At 69.8% G+C, this 26,111-nt stretch carries 24 protein-coding genes and 1 riboswitch; of the genes, 8 read left to right on the top strand and 16 right to left on the bottom strand.

Going from position 1 to position 26,111, the window contains the following annotated elements:
- Positions 1-66: 66 nt before the first annotated feature.
- The 4 genes from OHA37_RS28365 to OHA37_RS28350 all read right to left on the bottom strand — a co-directional run bounded on the left by OHA37_RS28365 (position 67) and on the right by OHA37_RS28350 (position 4,298).
- A complete protein-coding gene (locus OHA37_RS28365) occupies positions 67-1,119 on the bottom strand; it encodes a C40 family peptidase (protein ID WP_266909392.1) in 1,053 nt (350 codons plus the stop codon).
- 249 nt (positions 1,120-1,368) lie between these two features.
- Entirely contained in the window at positions 1,369-2,400 is a 1,032-nt protein-coding gene (locus OHA37_RS28360; protein ID WP_266913154.1) for a C40 family peptidase, read from the bottom strand.
- A gap of 253 nt (positions 2,401-2,653) precedes the next feature.
- Positions 2,654-4,018 carry an NYN domain-containing protein gene (locus OHA37_RS28355; protein WP_266913152.1) on the bottom strand — a complete coding sequence of 455 codons (1,365 nt, stop codon included), beginning with the start codon at positions 4,016-4,018 and terminating at the stop codon, positions 2,654-2,656.
- A 40-nt stretch (positions 4,019-4,058) separates the two neighbouring features.
- On the bottom strand, positions 4,059-4,298 hold the full coding sequence (locus tag OHA37_RS28350; RefSeq protein WP_008738811.1) for a hypothetical protein: 240 nt from the start codon (positions 4,296-4,298) through the stop codon (positions 4,059-4,061).
- A 135-nt stretch (positions 4,299-4,433) separates the two neighbouring features.
- Here OHA37_RS28350 and OHA37_RS28345 point away from each other — a divergent pair, with 135 nt between their 5' ends.
- Both OHA37_RS28345 and OHA37_RS28340 read left to right on the top strand, forming a co-directional pair.
- On the top strand, positions 4,434-5,168 hold the full coding sequence (locus OHA37_RS28345) for a rhomboid family intramembrane serine protease (protein ID WP_266909391.1): 735 nt from the start codon (positions 4,434-4,436) through the stop codon (positions 5,166-5,168).
- Positions 5,165-5,446 carry an Lrp/AsnC family transcriptional regulator gene (locus OHA37_RS28340; RefSeq protein ID WP_266909390.1) on the top strand — a complete coding sequence of 94 codons (282 nt, stop codon included), beginning with the start codon at positions 5,165-5,167 and terminating at the stop codon, positions 5,444-5,446. Before OHA37_RS28345 ends, OHA37_RS28340 begins: the two co-directional genes overlap by 4 nt.
- A 218-nt stretch (positions 5,447-5,664) precedes the next feature.
- Here OHA37_RS28340 and OHA37_RS28335 read toward each other — a convergent pair whose 3' ends face one another.
- From OHA37_RS28335 to ctaE, 6 genes are all read right to left on the bottom strand, one after another.
- Entirely contained in the window at positions 5,665-7,050 is a 1,386-nt protein-coding gene (locus OHA37_RS28335; protein ID WP_266909389.1) for an aminotransferase class V-fold PLP-dependent enzyme, read from the bottom strand.
- 251 nt (positions 7,051-7,301) lie between these two features.
- Positions 7,302-7,418: riboswitch (SAM riboswitch) on the bottom strand.
- Positions 7,419-7,533: 115 nt separating this feature from the next.
- Positions 7,534-8,598 (bottom strand): anthranilate phosphoribosyltransferase, encoded by a 1,065-nt coding sequence (trpD, locus tag OHA37_RS28330; protein ID WP_266909388.1) that lies wholly within the window; start codon positions 8,596-8,598, stop codon positions 7,534-7,536.
- Between the two features lie 212 nt (positions 8,599-8,810).
- Positions 8,811-10,439, bottom strand: a complete 1,629-nt coding sequence (gene qcrB / locus OHA37_RS28325) for a cytochrome bc1 complex cytochrome b subunit (protein WP_266909387.1) — start codon at positions 10,437-10,439, stop codon at positions 8,811-8,813.
- Positions 10,436-11,497 carry a cytochrome bc1 complex Rieske iron-sulfur subunit gene (gene qcrA / locus OHA37_RS28320; protein WP_266909386.1) on the bottom strand — a complete coding sequence of 354 codons (1,062 nt, stop codon included), beginning with the start codon at positions 11,495-11,497 and terminating at the stop codon, positions 10,436-10,438. The genes qcrB and qcrA overlap by 4 nt, the downstream gene beginning before the upstream one ends.
- Positions 11,494-12,303 carry a cytochrome bc1 complex diheme cytochrome c subunit gene (qcrC, locus tag OHA37_RS28315; RefSeq protein ID WP_243330033.1) on the bottom strand — a complete coding sequence of 270 codons (810 nt, stop codon included), beginning with the start codon at positions 12,301-12,303 and terminating at the stop codon, positions 11,494-11,496. The genes qcrA and qcrC overlap by 4 nt, the downstream gene beginning before the upstream one ends.
- Before the next feature lie 76 nt (positions 12,304-12,379).
- Positions 12,380-13,000, bottom strand: a complete 621-nt coding sequence (gene ctaE / locus OHA37_RS28310) for an aa3-type cytochrome oxidase subunit III (RefSeq protein ID WP_008738823.1) — start codon at positions 12,998-13,000, stop codon at positions 12,380-12,382.
- Between the two features lie 224 nt (positions 13,001-13,224).
- On the opposite strand from ctaE, the gene OHA37_RS28305 reads away from it, so the two are divergent.
- Complete coding sequence (locus OHA37_RS28305; protein WP_250742508.1) at positions 13,225-13,626, top strand: hypothetical protein; 402 nt, start codon at positions 13,225-13,227, stop codon at positions 13,624-13,626.
- Between the two features lie 147 nt (positions 13,627-13,773).
- On the opposite strand, the gene OHA37_RS28300 is transcribed toward OHA37_RS28305, so the two are convergent.
- From OHA37_RS28300 to ctaC, 4 genes are all read right to left on the bottom strand, one after another.
- The gene (locus OHA37_RS28300; RefSeq protein ID WP_266909385.1) at positions 13,774-15,021 is read right to left on the bottom strand and encodes a L,D-transpeptidase; all 1,248 of its coding nucleotides are present in this window, start codon (positions 15,019-15,021) and stop codon (positions 13,774-13,776) included.
- 138 nt (positions 15,022-15,159) lie between these two features.
- On the bottom strand, positions 15,160-15,558 hold the full coding sequence (locus OHA37_RS28295; RefSeq protein ID WP_266909384.1) for a cytochrome c oxidase subunit 4: 399 nt from the start codon (positions 15,556-15,558) through the stop codon (positions 15,160-15,162).
- On the bottom strand, positions 15,555-17,285 hold the full coding sequence (gene ctaD / locus OHA37_RS28290; protein ID WP_266909383.1) for an aa3-type cytochrome oxidase subunit I: 1,731 nt from the start codon (positions 17,283-17,285) through the stop codon (positions 15,555-15,557). The genes OHA37_RS28295 and ctaD overlap by 4 nt, the downstream gene beginning before the upstream one ends.
- Positions 17,282-18,256, bottom strand: coding sequence for an aa3-type cytochrome oxidase subunit II (gene ctaC, locus OHA37_RS28285; protein ID WP_266909382.1), 975 nt, complete (start codon positions 18,254-18,256; stop codon positions 17,282-17,284). The genes ctaD and ctaC overlap by 4 nt, the downstream gene beginning before the upstream one ends.
- Positions 18,257-18,550: 294 nt before the next feature.
- On the opposite strand from ctaC, the gene OHA37_RS28280 reads away from it, so the two are divergent.
- On the top strand, positions 18,551-19,933 hold the full coding sequence (locus tag OHA37_RS28280; RefSeq protein WP_266909381.1) for a cysteine desulfurase/sulfurtransferase TusA family protein: 1,383 nt from the start codon (positions 18,551-18,553) through the stop codon (positions 19,931-19,933).
- A gap of 182 nt (positions 19,934-20,115) precedes the next feature.
- Here the strand turns inward: OHA37_RS28280 and OHA37_RS28275 are convergent, their stop codons facing one another.
- Positions 20,116-21,093: a carbohydrate kinase family protein gene (locus tag OHA37_RS28275; protein WP_266909380.1), complete on the bottom strand. Its 978-nt coding sequence runs from the start codon at positions 21,091-21,093 to the stop codon at positions 20,116-20,118.
- A gap of 131 nt (positions 21,094-21,224) precedes the next feature.
- On the opposite strand from OHA37_RS28275, the gene OHA37_RS28270 reads away from it, so the two are divergent.
- The 3 genes from OHA37_RS28270 to OHA37_RS28260 all read left to right on the top strand — a co-directional run bounded on the left by OHA37_RS28270 (position 21,225) and on the right by OHA37_RS28260 (position 24,131).
- Positions 21,225-21,443, top strand: a complete 219-nt coding sequence (locus OHA37_RS28270) for a hypothetical protein (RefSeq protein WP_266909379.1) — start codon at positions 21,225-21,227, stop codon at positions 21,441-21,443.
- Between the two features lie 106 nt (positions 21,444-21,549).
- Positions 21,550-22,533, top strand: a complete 984-nt coding sequence (locus tag OHA37_RS28265) for an IS481 family transposase (RefSeq protein WP_266909378.1) — start codon at positions 21,550-21,552, stop codon at positions 22,531-22,533.
- 95 nt (positions 22,534-22,628) lie between these two features.
- Positions 22,629-24,131 carry a hypothetical protein gene (locus OHA37_RS28260; protein WP_266909377.1) on the top strand — a complete coding sequence of 501 codons (1,503 nt, stop codon included), beginning with the start codon at positions 22,629-22,631 and terminating at the stop codon, positions 24,129-24,131.
- 99 nt (positions 24,132-24,230) lie between these two features.
- On the opposite strand, the gene erpA is transcribed toward OHA37_RS28260, so the two are convergent.
- On the bottom strand, positions 24,231-24,587 hold the full coding sequence (gene erpA, locus OHA37_RS28255) for an iron-sulfur cluster insertion protein ErpA (RefSeq protein WP_243330017.1): 357 nt from the start codon (positions 24,585-24,587) through the stop codon (positions 24,231-24,233).
- Between the two features lie 318 nt (positions 24,588-24,905).
- On the opposite strand from erpA, the gene nadA reads away from it, so the two are divergent.
- Positions 24,906-26,108 (top strand): quinolinate synthase NadA, encoded by a 1,203-nt coding sequence (nadA, locus tag OHA37_RS28250; protein ID WP_266909376.1) that lies wholly within the window; start codon positions 24,906-24,908, stop codon positions 26,106-26,108.
- The last annotated feature ends 3 nt before the right edge of the window (positions 26,109-26,111 follow it).

The raw sequence follows: 26,111 nt of genomic DNA, 5'->3' as shown, positions 1-26,111 counted from the left end.
GGAGGGGTACACCGAGGTGCACGGCCCAGGACCGGGAGCATCACCCGATCGTACGCAGCGCGATCCCTAGGGCCGGGTCACCGAGGACACGGGCATCATCCCGACGGGGTCGTACCGCACGCGCGCCCCCGGGTACGGGGCGTGCACCACCTGGCCGTTGCCGACGTACATGCCGACGTGGCTGGCGTCCGAGCGGTACGTCACCAGGTCCCCGGGGCGCGCCTGCGACAGCGGCACCCGCCGCCCGGCGTGCCGTTGCGCCTGCGAGGTGCGGGGCAGGGCGACGCCCGCCTGCCGGTACGACCACACCATCAGCCCGGAGCAGTCGAAGCCGGAGGGGCCGGTGGAACCCCATACGTAGGGCCGTCCGACGGCGGACCGGGCCGCCATCACGGCGGTCGCGGCGCGGCCGGAGGAGGGCCCGGAGGCGGCGGGGTCGGGGAGCTCGGGCAGGGCGTCGGGGCGGCCGCCGGAGCGGGAGGCGCGGTCGAAGTCGGCGCGTTCCTGCGTGGGCATCGCGTTCAGCAGCCGGCGGGCCGCGGCGAGCTTGGCGGTCACGGCGCGCTTCTCCTTCGCCACGGCGGCGCGCAGGGAGTCGAGTTCGGAGAGCTTGCGGGAGGCCTCCTGGCGCTCCTGACCGAGCCGGCGCTGCTCGGAGCGCAGTTCGTCGAGCTGGCGGGCCTGGTGGCCGGACAGCCGGTCGAGGGCGGAGGCCTTGGCGAGGTAGTCGTCCGGGTCCTCGGAGAGCATCAGCTCGACGGCGGGGTCGATGCTGCCGGCCCGGTACTGGGCTCCGGCGTAGGCGCCGAGCACCCCGCGCATGGTGTTGATGCGGTCCTGCCCGCGGGCCACCGCGTCCTGGATCCGGTCGACTTCGGTGCGCAGGCGGCCGGCGCGCTCGCCCGCCTGGTTGAAGCGCTCGGTGGCCTGTTCGGCCTCTTCGAAGAGCCGGTCGACCTGGGCGCGGGTGCCCGCGGAGGGCTCCTGCGGGAGGCCGGGGGCCGCACCGGCGGGTGCGCCCGACATGACTACCGCTGCTCCCGCCGCGGCGGCGGTGAGGACGGTGACCTTGGTGTTCCGGTCGAGGGCGCTGGGCCCGGACCGGCGATGGGACGCCACGTGAAACCGCTCCCTCCTGCTGGGCGGGACCGGGTCCGCCCTCCGTGGACGGCCGTGTGCCGGGGTTCCGCGCTGGCAGACAGTAGCCGCGCGGGAGGGCACCGGCCAACGACCCGCGGCGGGCACGCACAGTGACGCCCCGTCGGAGACGCAGGTCACCGGCGGGGCGTGTGGTCAGAGCGGGGCCTCGGAATTCGCCCGGATGGGCGGTGTGCGGCGCGTCCGGTCGAGCCCTGGGCGCAGGGGGCGTCAGCCCACTCGCACGCCGAACTGGAACGGCATGTTGTTGATCGATTCGTACTTGACGCCGCTGCGCGGGTTCGAGGCGTGCAGCACCTGGTTGCCGCCCGCGTACAGGCCGACGTGGTGCAGGTCGCCGTAGAAGAACACCAGGTCGCCCGGCTGGAGCTGGCTCTTGCCGATCCGGGTGCCGTCGTTGATCTGCGTGAAGGTGGTGCGCGATATGTTCACGCCGGCCTGCTTGTACGCCCACTGGGTCAGACCCGAGCAGTCGAAGGTGTTGGGCCCTTCGTGACCGGAGATGTACGCGCTGCCGATCTTGGTCTGGGCGGCCGCGAGGGCGGCGCCGGCCCGACCGGAGGGCTTCGCGTTGCCGAGGTCGGGGACGCGCTCGCCGGCGCTGCGGCTGGCGCGGCTGTCCTCGTCCTTGATCTGCGCCCGCTCCTGGGCCGTCAGGGTGTTGAGGAGCGCCTGGGCCTCGGCGAGCTTGTCCTGGGAGGCCTTCTTCTTCTCGCCGAGCTCCTTGCGGGTGGCGTCGAGGTCGGTGAGCTTGCCCGCGGCCTCCTGGCGCTGCTGCGCGAGGGTGCGCTGCTTGGCCTGGATCTTCTGGACCGCCTCGACCTGCTTGCCGCTCAACTGCTCCAGGGTGGAGGCCTTGTCGAGGTAGCTGTCCGGGTCGGCCGAGAGGAAGAGCGCGAGGGACTGGTCGATGCCGCCGCTGCGGTACTGGGCGCTGGCCATCGAACCGAGCGTGCCGCGCAGCGCGTTGAGGTCCTCCTGGCCGCGGGCGACCTGGTCCTGGAGCTGCCCGATCTCGGTTTCGAGCTTGTCCTGGCGCTCCTTGGCCCCGTTGAACTTCTCGGTCGCCTGCTCGGCCTCTTCGTAGAGGGCGTCGACCTTGGCCTTGACCTCGTCCTTGCTGGGCTTGGCCGGGGCGGCGTGAGCGGCCTGCCCCGAGAGGACCACGGCGGCTGCCGCGGTGACGCCGAGCACGGTGGTGCGCATGCGGGTCGGCGGCTTGGGTCGACGGTGGGACGCCACGAAGGCGATCTCCTTCTTCCTAGAGCCGCCGAAGAACGCATGACTCGGCGACACCTTCGCTGCCACCCCGAATGAGTGAACTACCGCACGAAGGTTTGACTGACCCTAGTGACCCTTCTGTGATCAGTTCAAATCCTGTCGGCAAAAAACTCGCCGTCCGACCAGGTTCTTTACCTACAGCGCACGCTCTGTGTCGATGACTTGACGGTACGTTCCCGCGGCGCCCTATCAATTCCGGCATTGGGCCCAGTAGTTACGAAACGCGCGAAAGCCGCTTCAGCAACAAGGCGGACGTCACCGGCCGCGCCCCGGCCTTGGCCACACCGTCGGCGACCTCGCGGTCGGTGGAGACCACCACCACGGGACGGCCCGCCGGTTCGGCGCGCACCAGCTGGCGGATCAGCTCGTCCGCCGTCACCCCGGCCTTGGAGAACAGCACCCGCACCCCGCGCGGCGGCGCGAGCAGCACGGGGGCCGCCAGCTCCGCCCCGTCGAAGACACAGGTCATCTCGGCGCCCGTCTGCGCGGCGAGCATCGACAGCCCGCCCAGCAGCCGCAGGCGCTGCTTCTCCAGCGGCATCGTCGGGTAGCCGGTCTTGGTGACGTTGTAGCCGTCGACCACCAGATGGGCCTGGGGCAGCGCCAGCAGCTGGTCCAGCAGCGCCGGGTCGGTCTCCGACAGGGCGCGCGCCGCGATGTCCTTCGGGGTCATCCGGCCCGGCTCCACCGCCTCGACCGTGTCGGCGGGCCGCGTGGAGACCGGCGGCAGCGCGAGCTCCCGGCGCAGTCCCGCGGCCGCGTCCAGCACGGTGTCCAGCAGCAGCCGCAGCCGCATGTCCTCGATGCTGCGCCCCTCGCGGGTGGCCCGGCGCGAGGTCTCCAGCGCCGATTCCACCTCCGCGAGGCGGGACTTGAGCCGACGGGTCTCGCTCTCCGCGGTGGTCACCTGGGCGGCCGCCTCGGCGCGGATGCCGTCGACCTCCGCGTTGATCTTGCGCAGGGCGGCGTCGCCCCGCTTGACGTCGCTGAGGGCACTGCGCAGCTTGCGCTGAAGCGATTCCGCTTCCTTGCGCGCCGCGTCCAGCTCGGCCCGTACCTGGTCGACGCCCGTGCGCTGCAGTTCCCGTACGTGGGCCAGCTCCTCGCGGAGCCGCTCCATCTCGCGGCGGGCCTCCTCGTCGACCCGCTCGGCGTCGGCGCGCTGCGCCTCCTCGCCCGCGGCGGCGACGAGCTTGACCCAGCCGGCCGGCCGCAGCACGTACGCGGCGGCCGCCACGTCCAGCGGATCGGCGGCGGCGGGCGGGGCGCCCGACTCCAGCGCGGAGGCCAGGTCGGCCTGCGTCTCGCGGAACTTCTCGGCGACCCGGCCCCGGAAGACGGGGTCGCTCTCCACGGCCGTGGCCATGGCGTTGCCCGCGAACTTGGCGCGCCGGGTCGGGGTGAAACGGGCGTACTGACGCAGCTGCGCCGGGAGGTCCGCGACCGTCAGCCCGCCGAAGGCGTCCGAGACGAGCGCGACGACCCGGCGCCGCACGCCTTCCGGCAGCGGTCGGTCGAGGACCTCCGCGGCGTCGCCGGGCCCGTCGGCCGGCTCAGCGCCGCTTGCTGGCTCCACAATCCGTCACCCCTACCGTCATTCACCTGTGGGCGGGGCTCCGTCAGGAGTCCGCGCCCGGCCTGTCGACGAGCTCGATCTGGTCCACCGCGTTGCACCAGCGACAGCGGACCGACTCGATGGTCTCATTGACCACCTCGCGCTCCTCGACCTTGGGCTCCCCGGCGAGGTCCAGGTGGACGTACTCCACTACCTTCGACGAACGGGTGACGTCGAAGCGCGTGAGGTTGCCGCACAGGGTGCAGCGCCACCGGGTGGTGTCGGTCGGCAGGGGAACCGTCATCAGGCCGCTCTCTCCTTCTATCGCTCACATGGAGCAAGCACCGCACCCTCCCGTGTCGTCACGGGTGGCGCGCGCGTGCGTGCGTAGCTCGTAACCCTACGGCCTGCCGCACCCGCTGGTGGGCCCGGCTGGGTCATGCTCGGTCGCATGATCGTAAGGTGGCAGGCCGTACGCGAGGCCGCCCGGGGCCCGGTGGTCACCCACGCGCTGATCGCCGGCTGCTGCGTGGTGTTCGTACTGAGCCCGGCGTCGGGGCTGAACCCGGTCTACGGGACGGGCGATCAGCTCCTGACCACGGGCACGGCGTACTTCCGGCGCTGGGGCGTGGTCCCGGACGAGCTCTTCACCGGCTCGGGCCGGGCGGCGCTCACCCCCCTCACGGCCCTGTTCGTCCACGGGAGCTGGCTGCACCTGCTGGGCAACATGCTCTTCCTCTACGTCTTCGGGGCGATGACGGAGCGGCGCATGGGCCGGGCCGGGTTCCTCTGCTTCTACGTCTGTACGGGCTACCTGGCCCTGGCGGCGTACGCGGCGGCCTACGCCTCCTCGGACCAGACCCTGGTCGGGGCCTCCGGGGCGATCTCCGCGGTCCTGGGGGCCTTCCTGTACCTGTTCCCCAAGGCACGGGTGACGAGCCTGTTCCCGTTCCTGTTCTTCCTGCCGCTGCGCTTCCCGGCGTGGATCGTGCTGATGTTCTGGTTCGGCCTGCAGTGGCTGGCCGCACACCGCGCGGCGAGCGGCCCCGGAGTGGCCTATCTGGCCCACGTGGTGGGCTTCTCGGTGGGCTTCCTCTACGCATGGGCCCGCTACCGGGGTGGGACTAGAGTGGGTCGACCAGTGACAGTAGGCGAGGGAGACAGCCAACCGTGATCACCGCACTCGTGCTCATCAAGACCAGCGTGGACCGGATCCCCGAGATCGCCGAGGCCATCGCCGCGCTGGACAGCGTCAGCGAGGTCTACTCGGTCACGGGTACGTACGACCTCATCGCGATGGTCCGGGTCCCCCGGCACGAGGACCTGGCCGACATCATCCCCGGCCGCATCAGCAAGATCCCGGGCGTCGAGGCGACGGACACGCACGTGGCGTTCCGCACGTACTCCCAGCACGACCTGGAAGCGGCCTTCGCGATCGGCCTCGACGCGTAGGGCCTGGCCGGCCGGGGAACACCGGCCGGGCAAATCCAGCCTCGCCGGCGTTCGAGGCGCGGGGTCCGGGGCGGAGCCCCAGGGGGTCCGGGCGCAGCCCGGGACCCCTCCAGCCCGTCCGGCGCTTGAGGACCGGGTCAGGGCAGGGCCCTGGGAACGGTGGAAGGGCGGGTAGGGGACAGCCCCCGCAGGGCAGCCGGCCCCCGCGGTCACGCCTGTCAGACGGCCGGGACGCAGCGGCCCTCTTCGGTGCGGTACTGCCACTTGGCGCCGTCCGCCACGAGCTCCTTGACGGCGCGGACGAAGCGGTCGACGTGCTCGTCGGGGGTGCCGGCGCCGAAGCTGACGCGGATCGCGTTCAGCGAGCGCTCCCCCGGGGCCGCCTCCGGGGCTCCGCACTCGCCCTGGGCCTGCGGCTCGCTGCCGAGCAGGGTGCGGACCAGCGGGTGGGCGCAGAACAGGCCGTCGCGGACGCCGATGCCGTACTCGGCGGAGAGCGCGGCCGCGAAGTGCGAGCTGTTCCAGCCGTCGACGACGAAGGAGATCACGCCCACGCGCGGGGCGTCGTCGCCGAAGAGGGACAGGACGCGGACCGCCGGGACCTCGGCGAGGCCGCCCCGGACCTTGGCGATGAGGTGCTGCTCGCGGGCGACGAGGTTCTCGAAGCCGGCCTCGTTCAGCGCCTTGCAGGCGGAGGCGATGGAGTAGACGCCGATGACGTTCGGGGAGCCGGCCTCGTGGCGGGCGGCGGTGGTGTGCCACTCGACGTCCACGCCGCCGTCCTCGCGGCGGGCCACCTTGCGGGAGGCTCCACCGCCGGCGAGGTACGGGTCCGCCTCCTGGAGCCAGTCCGCGCGGCCGGCGAGCACGCCCGAGCCGAAGGGCGCGTAGAGCTTGTGTCCCGAGAAGGCGACCCAGTCCACGTCGAGGTCCTGGACCGAGACGGGGTGGTGCGGGGCCAGCTGGGCGGCGTCCAGGACGATGCGGGCGCCGTGGGCGTGCGCGGCGGCGGCGAGTTCCCTGACGGGCCACAGCTCGCCGGTGACGTTGGAGGCTCCGGTGACGCATACCAGCGCCGGGCCGTAGGGGTCGCGGTCGGCCAGGGCGCGCTCCAGGGTGGCGACGGCCTCGTCCGGGGTGCGGGGGGCGTTGAGGTAGGTGACCCGGGCGTTCGTCCACGGGAGCAGCGAGGCGTGGTGCTCGGTCTCGAAGACGAAGACCTGGCAGTCGGCCGGGAGCACCGCGGCGAGCAGGTTGAGGGAGTCGGTGGTCGACCGGGTGAAGATCACCTGGTCGGAGGGGCGGCAGTCGAGGAACTCGGCGACCGTGACCCGGCTCTGCTCGAACAGGTCGGTGGAGAGCTGCGAGAGGTACCCGGCGCCGCGGTGGACGCTGCCGTAGTACGGGGCGTAGGCGGCCACGTCGTCCCAGACCCGCTGCAGGGCGGGGGCGCTGGCGGCGTAGTCGAGGGCGGCGTAGGTGACCTCGCCGCCGGTGACGAGCGGGACGGTGACGTCACGGCCCAGGACCGGCAGCGGCTCGGCACAGGCGGGCTCGACGGCGGCGGCGTTGGCGGTGGCGGCGGCGTTCAGGGTTGCGGACATGGCGGTATCTCCCGGCAGGCAGGTGTGAATGGCTTCGGTGTGCCCGTCCGCCGACACGGCTACGGCGCTGCGGCCGTTCGGGGTACGGGAGTGCCCCGGAAAGCGGATCGGCCGGCGTAGTGCGCAGGTGTGCTGCGGGTACGCGGAAGTGACCCTGTTCCGAGGGGTGAAGAAGGGGCGGAGTCGCCCTATCGCATTCGCTTGCTCACGGAAAACGCTCCTCAGAAGACCAGGACCCCTGGTGTTCGAGGGATCCGCGCTTGCCGTAGACCTCACTGCCTACGACCTGGTCATCACCCGGGGCACCCCGCCACGGAAGGAGGGTTGCCGGACAGCAAGCCGGGGCCTAAACGCTGTCACTCGTGACCTGAGGAGCATCCTGCCACATGATCTTCCGAACGCAAGACCCCGGTCCACATGGCGGACCGGGGTCGTTGTCGGATCATGGCCGGATCCCGTCGCAATGGCCATCCACCGCAAGGGCTACGCGTTGCTCGCAGCCGCCCAGCGGGCCAGCGCCGCCCGGGCCGCGCCCGAGTCCACGGACTCCGCCGCCCGTACGACACCGGCGGCGAGCTGCTCCTCCAGGGTGCCCGTACCCGGGTCCAGCGCGACCAGGGCCGCCGCCGAGTTGAGGAGCACCGCGTCGCGCACGGGGCCGGTCTCGCCGGCCAGCAGGCGCCGGGCCACGTCCGCGTTGAACGAGGCGTCCGCGCCGGCCAGGGCGGAGACCGGAACCAGCGGGATGCCGATGTCGCGCGGGTCGAAGCCCTGCTCCCGGACCTCGCCGTCGCGGACCCACCAGACCCGGGAGGTCGCCGTGGTGGTGAGCTCGTCGAGCCCGTCGTCGCCGCGGAAGACCAGCGCCGAGGAGCCCCGCTCCGCCAGGACGCCCGCGACGATCGGGGCCACCCGCGCGTCGGCCACACCGGTGGCCTGCGCGCGGACCCGCGCCGGGTTGGTGAGCGGGCCGAGGAAGTTGAAGGTGGTCCGGATGCCGAGCTCCCGGCGGGCCGCCGCCACGTGCCGCAGCGCGGGGTGGAACTTGACCGCGAAGCAGAAGGTGATCCCGGCTTCCTCGGCCACCTCCACGACCCGTGCGGGGGTGAGGTCGAGGTTGACGCCCAGCTTCTCCAGGACGTCCGAGGAGCCGCTCGCGGAGGACGAGGCCCGGTTGCCGTGCTTGACGACCTTGGCGCCCGTACCCGCCACCACGATCGCCGACATCGTGGAGATGTTGACCGTCTTGGCCCCGTCGCCGCCGGTCCCGACGATGTCCACCGTCCGGCCCGGCACCTCGATCAGGTTGGCGTGTTCGTACATGGCGCGGACCAGGCCGTTGATCTCGGAGACGGTCTCCCCCTTGGCCCGCAGCGCGACGGCGAAGCCGGCGATCTGGGCGTCGGTGGCCTCCCCGCGCATGATCCTGTCCATGGCCCAGGCCGTGTCGTCGGCGCCGAGGTCGCGGCCGGTCAGCAGGGCCTCCAGAACGCCCGGCCAGCCGCGGGCCGCCGCGCTGTCGCCGCCTGCCGGGGTCACCAGGTTCATGGTCCGCTCCTGCTGCTCGTCGAGGATTCCACGTCGAATGGGAAGGGCTTCAGCCTATCCAGCCCCGGGGACGGCAAAGAGCCCCGTCCAGACACTGGACGGGGCTCTCGCCGTGGCGACACCAGGACTGACCGAAATCAGTCCCTCAAGCAGTCATGCGTGGTGCGTACTGCGTGAAGCGTGTGAAGCATGTGAAGCCGTGATGCGGGAGATCAGTGGTGGCCGTGGCCGCTCTGGATCTCCTTGTACTCCTCGACCGTGGGCTTCGGGATCTGGTTGTTCTCCCCGTAGTAGCCCTTGCTGAGCTTGGCGCGGAGCTTCTCCAGCGGCTTCACCTTGCGCTCGACACCGTTCTCGTCGACCGTGGGGCCGATCTCGGCGGGCTCGTACTGGTCGTACGAGGTGAGCGTGTGCAGCTTGCCCTGCGAGAGCGGCTCGTGGACCTCGACGAACTCACCGTGCGGCAGGCGCTTGATGATGCCGGTCTCGCGACCGTGCAGCACCTTGTCCCGGTCCCGGCGCTGGAGGCCGAGGCAGATCCGCTTGGTGATGATGAACGCGATGACCGGACCGACGAAGAACCCGATGCGGGCGAACCAGGTGATCGAGTTGATCGACAGGTGGAAGTACTGCGCGAACATGTCGTTTCCACCGGCGATCAGCAGGATGACGTACCACGTCAGCCATGCCACGCCGAAGCCCGTACGGGTCGGGGCGTTGCGCGGGCGGTCCAGGATGTGGTGCTCGCGCTTGTCCCCGGTGACCCAGGACTCGATGAACGGGTAGACCGCGATCGTGGCCAGGACCAGCGGGAAGATCGTGAACGGGATGAACACGCCCAGGGCCAGGGTGTGGCCCCACAGGTTGATCTCCCAGCCCGGCATGGCACGGATCAGGCCCTCGGAGAAGCCCATGTACCAGTCGGGCTGCGCACCGGTGGACACGTGGTCCGGACGGTACGGGCCGAGCGCCCAGATCGGGTTGATCGAGGCGATGCCCGCGATCAGCGCGATGACGCCGAAGACCAGGAAGAAGAAGCCTCCCGCCTTGGCCATGTAGACCGGGAGCAGCGGCATGCCGACGACGTTCTTCTCGGTCTTGCCGGGGCCCGCGAACTGGGTGTGCTTGTGGTAGAAGACCAGGATCAGGTGGGCCACCAGCAGGCCCATCATGATGCCGGGCAGCAGCAGGATGTGCACCGAGTAGAGCCGGCCCACGAAGTCGCCGCCGGGGAACTCCCCGCCGAAGAAGAAGAACGACAGGTACGTGCCCACGATCGGCACGGACAGCATCGCGCCTTCCATGAAGCGGACACCGGTGCCCGAGAGCAGGTCGTCCGGCAGGGAGTAACCGGTGAAACCGGTGAACATGCCGAGGACCAGCAGCAGGAAGCCGAAGACCCAGTTGACCTCACGGGGCTTGCGGAACGCGCCGGTGAAGAACACGCGCATCATGTGCACGAGCATCGCCGCGATGAAGATCAGCGCCGACCAGTGGTGGATCTGCCGGATGAGCAGACCGCCGCGGACGTCGAAGCTGATTTCCAGGGTCGACTTGAAGGCCTCCGACATCGCGACACCCTGCATGGGGATGTACGAACCGTCGTAGTGCACTTCGTTCATGCTCGGGTGGAAGAACAGCGTCAGGTACACACCCGTGAGGATGAGGATGATGAAGCTGTAGAGGCAGATCTCGCCCAGCATGAAGGACCAGTGGTCCGGGAAGATCTTGCGCATGTTGGCCTTGGCGAGGCTGTAGATGCCCAGCCGGCCGTCGGCCCAGTCGGCTACGCGCTCGCCGGCCGGAGCCTTGCGCTCTTTGGTTTCGGTGGCAGTGCTCATCCGCGCTCCCAGAAAGAGGGACCGACGGGCTCTTCGAAGTCGCCGAGCGCCTCGAGGAAACCTTCGTCATTGACGCCGATCCGCAGCTGCGGGAGCGCGTGACCAGCCGGGCCGAAGATGACTCGGGCGCCGTCGGAGAGGTCGAAGGTGGACTGGTGGCACGGGCAGAGCACGTGGTGCGACTGCTGCTCGTACAGGCTGATCGGGCAGCCGACGTGGGTGCAGATCTTGGAGTAGGCCACGATCCCGTCGTGGGACCACTCCAGTTCCTTCTTGTCCTTGATGTTCTCCGGCTGGATGCGGACGATCATCAGGGCGGCCTTGGCGATCTGCGTCTGGAAGTCGTGCGCGTCCTCCTCCAGGCCTTCCGGCATGGCGAAGGTCAGCGAACCGACGACGATGTCCTCCGGACGGAGCGGCTCCATCGTGTTCTGGTTGATGAGCATCTTGCCCTTCGCCCAGATGGTCTTGCGCAGCTTGTCCTCGGGCAGCGGGCCCAGGTCGCGCAGGATCACGACGGCGGAGAGCGGCAGCAGGGCCAGCGCACCGAACATCGTGTTGCGGATCAGCGGGCGGCGGCCGATGGCCGACTCGCGCGCGCCGTCCGCGAAGTCCTGCATGACCTGCGCCTTGACCTCGGGCGGGGCCGCGATCTCGTGGCGCTCGGCGGCGACCTCCACGTCGGACATCAGGGTGCGGGCCCAGTGGACCGCGCCCGCGCCGATGCAGAAGAGGGCCGCGCCGAGGCTGACGCCCAGGGCGAAGTTGAGAGCGCTCACCTTCCCGATGGGGAAGATGTAGACGATCTTGTCGACCGGCAGGATCACGAACGAGGCGATGAAGGCGATCGTCGCCAGCATCGACAGGGTGAACAGGAAGGCCACCGTGCGCTCGGAGCGCTTCGCGGCCCGCTCGTCGATGTCCTGGATCCGCGGCCGGTGGACCGGCAGACCGGGGTCGGCGAACGGGTCGCCGTCCGGCACTGCCGCGGCACCGTGGTGCGCGTCGACCTGCTCGCTCGGCAGGTGCTTCTCTTCGGGAATGTCTTGGCTACTCATGACTTCTTGGCCTTAGCGGTGTGGGCCGCGACCCAGACGGCGACAGCGATCAGCGCACCCAGTCCGAAGATCCAGCCGAAGAGACCCTCGGAGACGGGGCCGAGGCCACCGAGCTTGAGGCCACCGGGGCTGGTCGACTTCTCGCCGTTGACGTGCTGGAGGTACGCGATGATGTCCTTCTTCTGCTTCTCCGGCATGGTGCTGTCGGGGAAGGAGGGCATGTTCTGCGGGCCGGTGAGCATGGCCTCGTAGACGTGCTTCGGCTCGACACCCTCAAGGTTGGGGGCGTACTTGCCGTTCGTCAGTGCGCCGCCCTCGCCGGTGAAGTTGTGGCACTGCGCGCAGTTGTTGCGGAACAGCTCGCCACCCTTCGCGATGTCGGCACCCGCCGGGTCGTACTGCTTCTCGGTCGGCACGATCGGGCCGGCTCCGAGGGACGCGATGTACGCGGCGAGCTGGTCGGTCTGCGCCTGGGTGTAGATGACGGGCTTCTTCGGCACCTGGGCGCCGGGCTGCTGGGCGGGCATACGGCCCGTCATCACCTGGAAGTCGACGGCAGCGGAGCCGACGCCCACCAGGCTGGGGCCGTCAGAGGAACCCTGCCCGCCGGTTCCGTGGCAGCTTGCGCAGCCGACGGCGTAGAGCTTCTGGCCCTCCTCGATGGCGAGGGACTGGACGGTTTCGTCGGCCTTCGCATTGCCCGCGGGCGCGAAGGCGGAGTACAGCCCCCCGGTAACCGCCAGCGCGAAGAGTAGAACGACGACCGCCGCCAGCGGATGGCGTCGTCGTGCGGAGAGCTTTTTCACGGATTACCCCGGTGTCAGGATCTTCTGCGTCGGTGTGTCTGGATGGAGTGCCGGGCTCGGCCCGGCGACGTGTTCGCTACTTGATCAGGTAGATCGTTGCGAAGAGGCCGATCCAGACGACATCGACGAAGTGCCAGTAGTAGGACACGACGATGGCCGACGTGGCCTGTTCGTGGGTGAACCTCTTGGCCGCGTACGTCCGGCCGAGGACCAGCAGGAAGGCGATGAGACCGCCCGTCACGTGCAGACCGTGGAAGCCGGTGGTCAGGTAGAAGACCGAGCCGTACGGACCGGACGAGAGGCTCATGCCCTCGTGCTTGACCAGCTCGGTGTACTCGAACACCTGGCCGCCAATGAAGATCGCACCCATGACGAACGTGATGATGAACCACGTCCTGAGCTTCTTCACGTCCCCGCGCTCGGCGGCGAATACGCCGAGCTGGCAGGTGAGCGAGGAAAGCACCAGGATCGTCGTGTTCGTCGCCGAGAAGGGCAGATTCAAGGCCGAAGCCTGTTCTGTCCAGTACTCGGCGCCTGTCACGGATCGCAGGGTGAAGTACATCGCGAAGAGGGCCGCGAAGAACATCAGCTCGGAACTCAACCAGATGATGGTTCCCACGCTGACGAGGTTCGGCCTGTTGACCGTCGGGTGCGCGTGCCCGGTATCTACTGTCGTTGCTGTCGCCACGACCGACATTATGTCGGTCCCTTATCCCGCCCTCACCCCGGGGGGTGCCGTTCGGAGTGTCAGGGGCGTGTGCAAGGCCCGAACGGCCCATCAGATCGCCCATCAGATCGCCCTTCGGACGCCCGCCGGCCGTCCCTCGGGCGAGGCTGTGCGAACCGATGTTGACACCGGGTCGGACGGAGTAGCATCCCGCGCAACATCAACGTGATTCACGGGACACGTGGAGGAACGAAATGCGGGCGACTGCGCGGGTTCTGGTCTACAGCGACGACGCGGGCACCCGGGAGCAGGTGCGGCTGGCGGCCGGGCGCAGGCCTGCCGCCGACCTGCCGCCGGTGGAGTTCCTGGAGTGCGCCACGCTGCCGGCCGTCCTGAAGGAACTGGACGCGGGCGGCATCGACGTGTGCGTCCTGGACGGCGAGGCGGTTCCGGCGGGGGGCATGGGCGTGTGCCGGCAGATCAAGGACGAGATCTTCCAGTGCCCGCCCGTACTGCTCCTGATGGGCCGTCCGCAGGACGCCTGGCTGGCCACCTGGAGCCGCGCGGACGCCGCCGTCACTCTTCCGGTTGATCCGGTGGACTTCGCGCAGGCCCTGGCGGGTCTGCTGCGCGCGCGGCTCTCCCCGGCGGCGTAACGGGGGCCGTGGGGCCTGCGGGGCCTGTGCGCCCCGCACAGCGCCTTACCGGCGCATACCGGGGCACGGGTGCCCGTACGGTCCGTACGGGCACCCGTGCCCCTTTCCCGGCCCCTCCCGGCGCTCTTGGCGCTCCTGGCCCGGTGGTTACACCTGCGGGCGCAGGCGCGCCTGGTCGACCGGGCTGCGGCCCTCCTGGGTGCCCTTGAGCAGGGCGCTGCCCTCGCGCCAGTCCTTCCAGTCCATGTTCCAGTCGCCGAAGCCGTTGCCGAAGGTGTCCATGTCGTCGCCGATGCTGTTGATGACCCGGACGATGTCGCCTTCGGTGATGTTCTCGTAGAACCAGGCGGCGTTGCCGGTGCTCATGCCGGTGCAGCCGTGGCTGACGTTCTCGTAGCCCTGGGAGCCGACGGACCACGGCGCGGCGTGGACGTATTCACCGCTCCAGGTGACACGGGTCGCGTAGTAGACGGGCAGGTTGTAGTACTCGCTGCCCCCGATGCCCACGGTGTCGCCGCGCATCTGGACGTAGTACTGCTTGCCGAGGACCACCTTGACGCCGTTTCGGGTGGAGAAGCCCGGCTTTCCGGTGGTCACCGGGATGGAATTGATCACTTCTCCGTTGCGCTTGAAGGTGAGCCAGTGCGAGGAGGCGTCCGTGGTGACCTCGACGCGGTCGCCGATCTCCAGCTTCAGCGGCTTGGAGGCGGCGCCGTGCAGGTCGTCGGAGATCTTGATGCCCTCCAGGTTGCTCCGTACGGAGACCGTGGTGTTGGCGGGCCAGTACTCCTTGGGCCGGTAGTGGAGCTTCTTGTCGTCCACCCAGTGCCAGGCGCCCACGGCCTCCGCCGGGGCGTCGACCACCAGGCCCCGCTCGATGACGGCGCGGGCGGCCTTGTCCTTGACGGGTTCGTTGAGTTCGGCCGTCAGGGGCTGTCCGACGCCGTACTTGCCCTCGTCCGGGCCGAATTCGACCTTGAGGACCTTCTGCGCCGGGGTGGTGTCGAAGGTGAGCGTGCGCTGCCCGGGGGCGCCCCGTTCGTCCTCGGTGCTCACGAGGACGGTGTAGCGGACGCCGGCGGCCATCGGGACGGTGCTGTGCCAGCGGTCTCCCGAGGCGGACAACTCGCCCGCCAGGCGGCGGCCGTGGGTGTCCACGGCGCTCACGTCGGTGATCCGGCCTTCGCCGCTCTTGGCGGTGACTTCCAGGGGCCGGTCCGGGTCGACCGGGCGACTGCCGGACGACTGGTTGAGGGCGACTTGGTCGCCCGCGTCGTAGGGGCGGGCGGACAGCGGGTTGTCGTCGCCCGACCCGCATGCGGTGGCGCCGGCCCCGAGGGACGCGACCAGCAGGGAGCAGCCGATAACCGTCCAAAGACGCGGTGACTGGTTCATGAAGCCAACGCTATGAAGATATGACAATTACGGCGCGCGGGGTGACTGCAAACGAGGGGCCCGGACTCCTCCATTGGAGGTGTCCGGGCCCCTGGTCTCACGCTGTGGCCGCCGAAAGGAGCGGCGGCACGGGTGCGGCTACTGGTTCTGGTTCTCGCCGCGGTAGTACTCGTACACCCAGCCCCACAGACCGATCAGGATCAGCGGCGCCGAGAAGTACATCAGCCACCAGCCGAAGACGACGCCCATGAAGGCGAAGGCGCCACCGATGGCCAGCGAGAGCGGCTGCCAGCTGTGCGGGGAGAAGAACCCCAGCTCGCCCGCCTCGTCGGCGACGTCGGCCTCCAGGTTGTCCTGGGCCATCTCGTCCACGCGCGCGGCCGTGAAGGCCAGGTAGTAGCCGATCATGGCGCTCAGGCCGAAGGCCAGTGCGAGCGCGGTGGTGCCGACCGGCTCCTTGGACCACACGCCGTACACGACGGTCATGATCAGGATGAAGGCGGCGAGCCACAGGAACATCCTGCCCTGGATCTTCACTTGCCGGCCTCCTTGCCACCCGCGACGGCCTTGGCGGCCACGGCGTGGTCCTCAAGGTGGTCGAGGGCCGCGATCTCGGGGTGGTGCAGATCGAATGCCGGGGATTCGGACCGGATCCTCGGCAGGGTGAGGAAGTTGTGCCGCGGGGGCGGGCAAGACGTCGCCCATTCGAGCGAACGGCCGTAGCCCCACGGGTCGTCGACCTCGACCTTCTTGCCGTACTTCGCCGTCTTCCAGACGTTGTACATGAAGGGGAGCATCGACAGGCCCAGCAGGAACGAGCTGATCGTCGAGATCGTGTTCAGCAGCGTGAAGCCGTCCGCCGCGAGGTAGTCCGCGTAACGACGCGGCATGCCCTCGGCGCCCAGCCAGTGCTGCACCAGGAAGGTGCCGTGGAAGCCGATGAACAGCGTCCAGAAGGTGATCTTGCCGAGGCGCTCGTCCAGCATCTTGCCCGTGAACTTCGGCCACCAGAAGTGGAAGCCGGCGAACATCGCGAACACCACGGTGCCGAAGACGACGTAGTGGAAGTGCGCGACGACGAAGTACGAGTCGGAGACGTGGAAGTCCATCGGGGGCGAGGCCAGGATGACGCCGGTCAGGCCACCGAAGGTGAAGGTGACCAGGAAGCCGATCGTCCAGAGCATCGGGGTCTCGAAGGACAGCGAGCCCTTCCACATGGTGCCGATCCAGTTGAAGAACTTCACACCGGTCGGAACCGCGATGAGGAACGTCATGAAGGAGAAGAACGGCAGCAGCACACCGCCGGTGACGTACATGTGGTGCGCCCACACCGTCACCGAAAGGCCGGCGATCGAGATCGTCGCGGCGATCAGGCCGATGTAACCGAACATCGGCTTGCGCGAGAAGACCGGAATGACCTCGGAAACGATTCCGAAGAACGGTAGCGCGATGATGTACACCTCTGGGTGTCCGAAGAACCAGAAGAGGTGTTGCCATAGGAGCGCGCCGCCATTGGCCGCGTCGAAGATGTGCGATCCGAACTTCCGGTCGGCCTCCAGCGCGAAGAGCGCGGCGGCCAGCACCGGGAAGGCGAGCAAGACCAGAACACCGGTCAGCAGCACGTTCCAGGTGAAGATCGGCATGCGGAACATCGTCATGCCGGGGGCGCGCATGCAGATGATCGTGGTGATGAAGTTGACCGAACCGAGGATCGTGCCGAAGCCGGAGAAGGCCAGACCCATGATCCACATGTCGGCGCCGATGCCCGGCGAGCGGACGGCGTCCGACAGCGGGGAGTAGGCGAACCAGCCGAAGTCGGCGGCACCCGAGGGGGTGATGAAGCCGGCCACCGCGATGGTCGAACCGAAGAGGTACAGCCAGTACGCGAACATGTTCAGCCGCGGGAACGCCACGTCGGGCGCGCCGATCTGCAGCGGCATGATCCAGTTCGCGAAGCCCGCGAACAGCGGGGTGGCGAACATCAGCAGCATGATCGTGCCATGCATGGTGAACGCCTGGTTGAACTGCTCGTTCGACATGATCTGCGTACCCGGACGGGCCAGCTCGGCGCGCATGAAGAGCGCCAGGAGACCGCCGATGAGGAAGAACACGAACGACGTGAGCAGGTACATCGTGCCGATGGTCTTGTGGTCGGTAGTGGTCAACCACTTCACGACGACATTGCCCGGCTGCTTGCTCCGTACCGGCAACTCGTTCTCGTACGAGTCGGCCTCGGCACCCTGAGGCTGGTTGAGGATGCTCACAGTTTGTTCACCTCAGCATTGCGGGCCGGGTCGGTCTGCTGGATGCCGGCCGGGAGGAAGCCGGTCTGACCCTTCTCCGCGAGCTCCTTCAGGTGCGCCTTGTACGCCTCCGGGGAGACGACCTTGACGTTGAAGAGCATTCGGGAGTGGTCGACACCGCAGAGCTCGGCGCACTTGCCCATGAAGACGCCCTCTTCGGTCGGGGTGACCTCGAAGACGTTGGTGTGCCCCGGAATGACGTCCTGCTTGAACAGGAAGGGGACCACCCAGAAGGAGTGGATGACGTCGTTCGACGACAGGATGAAGCGGACCTTCTCACCCTTCGGCAGCCAGAGCGTCGGGCCCGGGTTGCCGGTCTCCGCGTTCCGGTCGCTCGGGACGCCCTTGGTGTAGACGCCTTCGGCGCCCGCCGGGAAGTCCTTGGTGTAGCGGTCCGGGATGGCGGCGAGTTCCTTGGGAACCTCGCCCGCCTTCGGAGTCGCCGCATCGCCGTCGACGTCCTCGACGTAGTTGAAGCCCCAGCTCCACTGGTAGCCGATCACGTTGATCGTGTGCGCCGGCTTGGCGGAGAGGGAGAGCAGCTTCGACTCGTCACGCGCGGTGAAGTAGAAGAGCACCGAGACGATGATGAGAGGGACCACGGTGTACAGCGCCTCGATGGGCATGTTGTACCGGGTCTGCGGGGGAACCTCGACCTTGGTCCGGCTGCGCCGGTGGAAGATGACGCTCCACATGATCAGGCCCCACACGAGGATGCCGGTGATCAGAGCGGCCGCCCAGGACCCCTGCCACAGGGAGAGGATGCGAGGCGCCTCTTCAGTGACCGGGGTGGGCAATCCGAGGCGGGGGAAGTCTTTCCATGTATACGAGCAACCAGTGGCGGTCGCCAGGACCACGCCCGCAGTCAGCGCCTGCAGCAGCTTCCGCCGCATCGGGCGCCGCGGCGAGCGGTCGGAGCCGTAGGGACTCACGTAGCGCCTTCCCGAGAGTCTCGGCCCGCGCGGCCGGCCGCGGCCGCATTCGGGTCGGTCGCCGGCCCTGACGCAGGCAGGGGTTTGGATGTTTATGCGGACCAAACCCTACTGGACGCTATTTGGGGTCGCGCGGGGAGGGTGCCCAACGCGCCGTTACTGACCCCGAAGGGATGGATCCGCCGTACGGGGGACGGCCCAACGGGCCCCGAATGGCGGGGTCCCGAAGGCATCTGACGGCCCCTGACCTCGGTCGGGCGCGGCGCCGGCGTGGCGGCCCGTTAGCGTGGCCGGATGCCGTACTTCGACACCGCGTCCGCCGCCCCGCTGCACCCCGTGGCCCGGCAGGCTCTCCAGGCCTCCCTTGACGAAGGCTGGGCCGACCCGGCCCGGCTGTACCGCGAAGGGCGCCGGGCCCGGCTGCTGCTGGACGCGGCGCGGGAGGCCGCGGCGGAGGCGGTGGGCTGCCGTCCCGACGAGCTCGTGTTCACTCCTTCGGGGACGCACTCGGTTCACTCGGGCATGGCCGGGGTCCTGGCGGGGCGTCGGCGCGTCGGCGGGCATCTGGTCGTATCAGCGGTGGAACACAGCTCCGTACTGCACGCGGCGGAGGTCCACGCAGCGGGCGGCGGGCGGGTCGAGGAGGTCCCGGTGGACCGGTTCGGCCGGGTCGCGGCCTCTTCCTACGGGGAACTCGTGGGCCCCTCCACCGCGCTGGCCTGCCTCCAGTCGGCCAACCACGAGGTCGGCACCGTCCAGCCCGTGGCCGAGGTCGCCGAGGTGTGCGCCGCCGCCGGGGTCCCGTTGCTGGTGGACGCCGCGCAGTCGCTGGGCTGGGGGCCGGTCCCCGGGAACTGGTCCGTGCTGTGCGCGAGCGCCCACAAATGGGGCGGCCCGGCCGGGGTCGGCCTGCTGGTGGTCCGCAAGGGAGTGCGCTTCGCCCCCCAAGGCCCGTCCGACGAAAGGGAGTCGGGGCGCTCCCCCGGCTTCGTCAACCTCCCCGCGGCCGTCGCGGCGGCGGCCTCCCTGCGGGCGGTGCGCGCGGAGGCGGACGCGGAGGCGGCCCGCCTGCGGATCCTGGTGGACCGGCTGCGGCGGCGGGTCGCCCGCCTGGTGCCGGACGTGGAGGTGGTCGGCCATCCCGACCTCCGGCTCCCGCACCTGGTCACCTTCTCCTGCCTGTACGTCGACGGGGAGACCCTGCTCCACGGGCTGGACCGGGCCGGGTACTCCGTCTCCTCCGGCTCCTCGTGCACCAGCTCGACGCTGACGCCGTCCCATGTCCTGCGGGCGATGGGGGTGCTGTCGGAGGGGAACGTACGGGTGTCCCTGCCGGCCGGTACGACCGCGGCGGAGGTCAACGGCTTCCTGGAGGTCCTGCCGGGGCTGGTGGCGGGGGTCCGCGAGCAACTCGGCGTGGTGGAACCGGTGATGGCCGCCGATCCGGATGCGCAATCCCTGGAGCTGGACACCCTCGGCCTGCGGTGTCCGCAGCCGGTGATCGAGCTGGCGCGCGCCATCGGGCGGGTTCCGGTGGGTGGCACGGTGACCGTCCTGTCGGACGACGAGGTCGCGCGACTGGACATTCCGGCGTGGTGCGCGATGCGGGGGCAGATCTACGTGGGCGAAGCCCCGCGTCCCCTCGGTACGGCGTACACGGTCCGCCGGGCGGTCTGACCCGGGTCGCGTCGGGGGCTGCCCTGCGGGGCGGAACGCCGGCGGGGCTGGATATGTCCAGCCCCGCCGGCGTTTGAGGCGCGGGGTCCGGGGCGGAGCCCCGGGGAACGGTGGAAGGGTGGGTAGGGGACTTCGCCCCGCAGGGCCGGACCACCCGCACCCGTCCACCGGGCCGCGAGGGGCTACGCCGGGAGGTGGGACTGGACTTCCGTCGCCGCCTCGTCGCCGTAGGCCTTCGTGAAGCGCTCCATGAAGTGGGCCCGGCCCAGGGTGTACTCCTGGGTGCCGAGGGTCTCGATGACGAGCGTGGCCAGCATGCAGCCGACCTGCGCGGCCCGCTCCAGGCCGACGCCCCAGCCGAGCCCCGTAAGGAAGCCCGCGCGGAACGCGTCGCCGACACCCGTCGGGTCGACCTTCGCGGTCTCCTCCGGGCAGCCGACCACGATCGGGTCGTGGCCGACCCGGTCGATGCGGACGCCGTTCGAGCCGAGCGTGGTGACCCGGGTGCCGACCTTCGCCAGGATCTCCGCGTCGGTCCAGCCGGACTTCGCCTCGATGAGGCCCTTCTCGTACTCGTTCGAGAAGAGGTACGTCGCGCCCTCCATCAGGGTGCGGATGTTGTCGCCGTCCATCCGGGCGATCTGCTGCGAGAAGTCCGCGGCGAAGGGGATCGCCCGCGTGCGGCACTCCTCCGTGTGGCGCAGCATCGCCTCGGGGTCGTCCGCGCCGATCAGGACGAGGTCCAGGCCGCCGACCCGGTCCGCGACCGACTTCAGCTCGATCAGGCGGGCCTCGCTCATCGCGCCCGTGTAGAAGGAGCCGATCTGGTTGTGGTCGGCGTCCGTCGTGCAGACGAAGCGCGCGGTGTGCAGGACCTCGGAGATCCGCACGGACTGGGTGTCGACGCCGTGCCGGTCGAGCCAGGCGCGGTACTCGTCGAAGTCGGAGCCGGCCGCGCCGACGAGGATCGGCCGGGCACCGAGCTGCCCCATGCCGAAGCAGATGTTCGGGCCGACGCCGCCGCGCCGTACGTCGAGGTTGTCGACGAGGAAGGAGAGGGAGACCGTGTGCAGCTGGTCCGCGACCAACTGGTCGGCGAAGCGGCCGGGGAAGGTCATGAGGTGGTCAGTGGCGATGGAGCCGGTGACTGCGATACGCACGGCGTGGACGCTCCTGCGAGGGAAGGCAAGGGGACATTCAAAACTACCCGGTCGGCGGGCCGAGGCCGACCGGCAGAAACTACCCCGTAGTAGCTCTTTCTTCACCCGAGGTGACGTGCCTACCGTGCCCCATGACCTACACCGATGGCTTCGGGCCCGTCCGGCCCGCCGGGATCACGGCGGGCACCGAGTTCGAGCAGCTGCTGGGCGACTGCGCCCGGATGGCCCCGCACTGGCCGGTTCCCGCGGATCCGCGGCCGGATAGGGTCGCGCCCTCCCAGATCAGCGGGATCCGCGTCCCGGCGGACTCGGCCCGCCTCATCGCCTCCACGGCGGTCTACGGCTACTAGGTGTATTGATCACGAGCGTTGTTGACACTGCCGAGGTCTTGAACATGGCGAAGACCTCCGGTGTGGTGGGAGCTGTCTAGGAACCCATTGCACGACGGAGGTCTTCGTGTCCCACCGTAATGCCCGGCTGACCGTCTTCGGTAGGCGCCTGCTGGTCGAACGAGTCCGCTCGGGCCGCCCCGTCGCGCACGTCGCGGCCGAGATGGGTATCTCGCGGGCCACCGCCCACAAGTGGGTCCGCCGATGGCGGACCGAGGGCGAAGCGGGCCTGCACGACCGATCCAGCCGGCCGCGCACAACACCGCACCGCACGACCGCAGCGGTCGAAGCCCGGGTCTGTGACCTGCGCAGAACCCGAAAGCTCGGCCCTGCCCGGATCGGCCCGATCCTGGGGCTGCCCGCCTCGACCGTGCACCGGATCCTGACCCGCCACGGTTTGGGCCGCCTGGCCTGGCTGGACCGGCCCACCGGGCAGCCGATCCGCCGCTACGAACGCGAGCACCCGGGCGAACTCATCCACGTCGACATCAAGAAACTCGGGAACATCCCGGACGGTGGCGGCTGGCGCACGGTCGGCCGGACGGCAGGCGACCGAAACCGCCAGAGCAGCACCACCGAGCGCAGAAGCTCCACGCCAGTGATCGGCTACTCCTACGTCCATTCCGCGGTCGACGACCACTCCCGTCTGGCCTACAGCGAAGTCCTCACCGACGAACGCAAGGAAACCGCCGCCGGGTTCTGGCAACGGGCGAACGTCTTCTTCACCCGCCACGGCATCACCGTCGAACGCGTCCTGACCGACAACGGCTCCTGCTACAAGTCGAAGCTGTTCACCCAGGCCCTGGCCGCGGCCGGCATCGCCCACAAGAAGACCAGGCCCTACCGGCCACAAACCAACGGGAAAGTCGAACGCTTCAACCGCACCCTCCTGGACGAATGGGCCTACCTACGGCCCTACACCTCCAACCAGGAACGGACAGCGGCCCTGGCAGACTTCCTCCACACCTACAACCACCACCGCAGCCACACCGCACTGGGCGGACACCCACCCATCACCCGAGTCAACAACCCTGCGGGTCAATACAACTAGGCCGTCCGGCCCTGACCGGCCCCGGCGGAACCGGATCCGCGTCTGTTCCGTCACACCCGCATCACCCCATGCGGGACGGGCAAAGGAGCGATGCGGTGACCAGCGAACAACCCGATGGACTGGAAGCACCCGGTGCACCCAAGACGCCCGAGGTGCTTGAGGCACCCGGTGCGTCACGTGCCACACGACGGCGGCAGGTCTGGGTCGTCGGTTCGATCGCGGCCGCCGTCCTGCTCACCGGCGGCGGCACCGCCATCTGGGCGTCGACCGCCCACGGGGAGGGGCGTACGGATGTCAGCGCGGCCTCCGCGCCCCGCTCGGCGCCCACTCCACCCGGGCCCGGCATCGCCCCAGGCGAGCCCGACCCCGCCGGCGGCGGGGTCACGTACACCGCCGATGTCCCCCTCCCGGACGGCCCGGCCACGGCGCCGGCCTTCGCCGCGAGCGGTGAGGTGACCTCCGCCGAGGTGGCGCGGCTCGCGACGGCGCTGGGGATCTCCGGTGCGCCCCGGCTCGTCGGGGAGACCTGGCAGGCCGGGGAGACCGCGGACGGCTCCGGGCCCCGGCTCACGGTGAACCTGAAGGCTCCGGGGACCTGGAACTTCTCCCGCTTCCAGGTCGGCGGCACCGGGGACGACTGCGTGCGCGGCAAGGACACCTGCGGACCGGCCACCCTCCCCCAGGACCTGGGCCAGGAGCACGGCGGCACCGCCGGGACGCCCGTCTCCGAGGAGGCCGCCAAGGCCGCCGCCGCGCCCGTGCTGGCGGCCGTGGGCCAGGGCGCGGCCGCGCTCGACGCCCGGGTCGCCCAGGGCTCCGTACGCCTGGTGACGGCCGACCCGGTGATCGGGGGCCTGCGCACGCAGGGGTGGTCCACCCGGATCGGTGTCGGGGTGGACTCCCGGGTGGTGTCGGGCAGTGGCGAGCTGAAGGTTCCGGAGCGGGCCGGCGAGCAGCCGGTGATCGGCGCCGTGGACGCGCTGGCCCGGCTCAACGACAAGTCCCGGGGCTCCGGCGCCACGGACCCCGGCCCGAGCGGCTGCGCCACGAGCGTCCCGCTGACCCCGGACACCCCGGACGGCGCCACGGACACGCTGCCCTGCAACCCGGAGCCCCGGCCGATGAAGCCGACGCGGACGGAGTCGGTGCGCGGCGCCGAGCTCGGGCTGGTCCCGGGCACGGTCCAAGCGGGCCGCGGCCTGGTGCCGGCCTGGCTGTTCGCGGTGGAGGGCAAGAGCGGCGGTCCGGGCCACACGGTGGCCCAGCCTGCGTCCCTGACCCAGGAGGCTCCCCCGCTCGACCCGCCCGCCCCGGTCGACCCGCCCGCGAAGGGGCAGACCGTGCCCGGTTTCTCGTACTCCGCGGCGGACCGGACGCTGACCGTGAACTTCTGGGGCGGGGTGTGCAGCGCGTACGCCCTGGAGGTCCGCGAGCAGCCCGGGTCGGTGATGGTGAGGATCACGGACACCCCGAACAAGCCGGGGCAGTCCTGCATCATGCTGGCGCAGGAGATGACGGTGACGGGCACGCTCCAGCAGCCGCTGGGCGACCGCAAGGTGGTCGACGCGACCACGGGCAAGGCCGTCCCCCGCCAGTAGCCGCCGGGACGCGCGCGAGGGGCCCGTCCGCGGATGTCCGCGGGCGGGCCCCTCTCGTCTGCTCTGCGAGCTCAGCCGGGCCGTGAGGCCCTGCGGGGCTTAGTTGAACGAGTCGCCGCAGGCGCAGGAGCCCGTGGCGTTCGGGTTGTCGATCGTGAAGCCCTGCTTCTCGATGGTGTCGACGAAGTCGATCGACGCGCCGTGCAGGTACGGAGAGCTCATCCGGTCCGTGACGACCTTCACACCGTCGAAGTCCTTCACGACGTCGCCGTCGAGGGAGCGCTCGTCGAAGAAGAGCTGGTAGCGCAGGCCGGAGCAGCCGCCGGGCTGGACGGCGACGCGCAGCGCCAGGTCATCGCGGCCTTCCTGCTCCAGCAGGGTCCTGACCTTTTCGGCGGCGGCGTCGGACAGGAGGATGCCGTCGCTCACGGTGGTCTTTTCGTCCTGTACGGACATCTGCATTCACTCCCGAAGTGGGCGGCTCCCCACCCAAGGCGGGGAAACGTCGGACTCTTGCCGTCGGTGGCAACGAGCGGGACCGCGGATTCATTCCGGGACCCGACGCGTGTTTCAGAAATTCCATGCTCGCACACCGCCGCGCGGTGGTGGGTCCCCGCGAGGCGCCCGCGGCGGGCGGGCGAATTCGTCACATCGACACTATCGGCATCGTCAAAGTGACGTGAAGCAGTTATGATAGATAACGTCAAATAGACGAGAAGTCGAAGCGAAGGCTTCAGAGTGGCTTCAGAAGTCCCTTGTCGCAGAACAGAAAGGGTGCGTGTCGTGACCACCGCCCAGCCTTTGGACAACCAGCCTTTGGACGTCCAGCCGACGCCCCTTGCCTTGCTGCTGCTCGGCCGTGAGGCCGACCCCAAGAGCGAGCGCGGGGTGGAGTGCCCCGGCGACCTGCCCTCGCCGTCGGACCCGGACCTCGTGGCGCGCGCCCGTGCCGCCAAGGAGAAGCTCGGGGACAAGGTCTTCATCCTCGGCCACCACTACCAGCGTGACGAGGTCATCGAGTTCGCCGACGTCACCGGTGACTCCTTCAAGCTCGCCAAGGACGCGGCCGCCAGGCCGGAGGCCGAGTACATCGTCTTCTGCGGCGTCCACTTCATGGCCGAGTCCGCGGACATCCTCACCTCGGACGACCAGAAGGTGGTCCTGCCGGACCTGGCCGCGGGCTGCTCGATGGCCGACATGGCCACCGCCGAGCAGGTCGCCGAGTGCTGGGACGTGCTGACCGAGGCCGGCATCGCCGGAGCCACGGTCCCCGTCTCGTACATGAACTCCTCGGCCGACATCAAGGCCTTCACCGGCAAGCACGGCGGCACGATCTGTACGTCGTCCAACGCCAAGAAGGCCCTGGAGTGGGCGTTCGAGCAGGGCGAGAAGGTGCTCTTCCTGCCGGACCAGCACCTGGGCCGCAACACCGCCGTCCGCGACATGGGCATGACCCTCGACGACTGCGTGCTGTACAACCCGCACAAGCCGAACGGCGGCCTGACCGTCGAGCAGCTGCGGAACGCCAAGATGATCCTGTGGCGCGGTCACTGCTCGGTGCACGGCCGGTTCTCGGTCGACTCGGTCAACGACGTGCGCGCCCGCATCCCCGGCGTGAACGTGCTGGTCCACCCCGAGTGCAAGCACGAGGTCGTGGCGGCCGCGGACTACGTCGGCTCCACCGAGTACATCATCAAGGCGCTGGAGGCGGCCCCGGCCGGCTCCAAGTGGGCCATCGGCACCGAGCTGAACCTGGTCCAGCGTCTGGCGAACCGTTTCGCCGCGGAGGACAAGGAGGTCGTCTTCCTCGACAAGACGGTCTGCTTCTGCTCGACCATGAACCGCATCGACCTCCCCCACCTGGTGTGGACCCTGGAGTCCCTGGCCGAGGGCAACCTCGTCAACCGGATCCAGGTCGACAAGGAGACCGCGGACTTCGCCAAGCTCGCCCTGGAGCGGATGCTCGCGCTTCCGTAGCGG

Origin of the sequence: Streptomyces sp. NBC_00335 (assembly GCF_036127095.1) — a bacterium.
In the GTDB taxonomy this organism is placed as follows: domain Bacteria; phylum Actinomycetota; class Actinomycetes; order Streptomycetales; family Streptomycetaceae; genus Streptomyces.
Note: the sequence above shows the minus strand (reverse complement) of the source record. Positions and strands in the feature narration are given on the sequence as shown.

What these genes read in the sequence shown, in the direction of transcription:
- trpD (WP_266909388.1), bottom strand. Translation starts at nt 8,598, where the DNA reads ATGAACCTGGTGACCCCGGCAGGCGGCGACAGCGCGGCGGCCCGCGGC.
- ctaE (WP_008738823.1), bottom strand. Translation starts at nt 13,000, where the DNA reads ATGTCGGTCGTGGCGACAGCAACGACAGTAGATACCGGGCACGCGCAC.
- OHA37_RS28280 (WP_266909381.1), top strand. Translation starts at nt 18,551, where the DNA reads ATGCCGTACTTCGACACCGCGTCCGCCGCCCCGCTGCACCCCGTGGCC.
- OHA37_RS28335 (WP_266909389.1), bottom strand. Translation starts at nt 7,050, where the DNA reads ATGTCCGCAACCCTGAACGCCGCCGCCACCGCCAACGCCGCCGCCGTC.
- OHA37_RS28350 (WP_008738811.1), bottom strand. Translation starts at nt 4,298, where the DNA reads ATGACGGTTCCCCTGCCGACCGACACCACCCGGTGGCGCTGCACCCTG.
- qcrB (WP_266909387.1), bottom strand. Translation starts at nt 10,439, where the DNA reads ATGAGCACTGCCACCGAAACCAAAGAGCGCAAGGCTCCGGCCGGCGAG.
- OHA37_RS28345 (WP_266909391.1), top strand. Translation starts at nt 4,434, where the DNA reads ATGCTCGGTCGCATGATCGTAAGGTGGCAGGCCGTACGCGAGGCCGCC.
- OHA37_RS28305 (WP_250742508.1), top strand. Translation starts at nt 13,225, where the DNA reads ATGCGGGCGACTGCGCGGGTTCTGGTCTACAGCGACGACGCGGGCACC.
- qcrA (WP_266909386.1), bottom strand. Translation starts at nt 11,497, where the DNA reads ATGAGTAGCCAAGACATTCCCGAAGAGAAGCACCTGCCGAGCGAGCAG.
- erpA (WP_243330017.1), bottom strand. Translation starts at nt 24,587, where the DNA reads ATGTCCGTACAGGACGAAAAGACCACCGTGAGCGACGGCATCCTCCTG.
- OHA37_RS28270 (WP_266909379.1), top strand. Translation starts at nt 21,225, where the DNA reads ATGACCTACACCGATGGCTTCGGGCCCGTCCGGCCCGCCGGGATCACG.
- OHA37_RS28300 (WP_266909385.1), bottom strand. Translation starts at nt 15,021, where the DNA reads ATGAACCAGTCACCGCGTCTTTGGACGGTTATCGGCTGCTCCCTGCTG.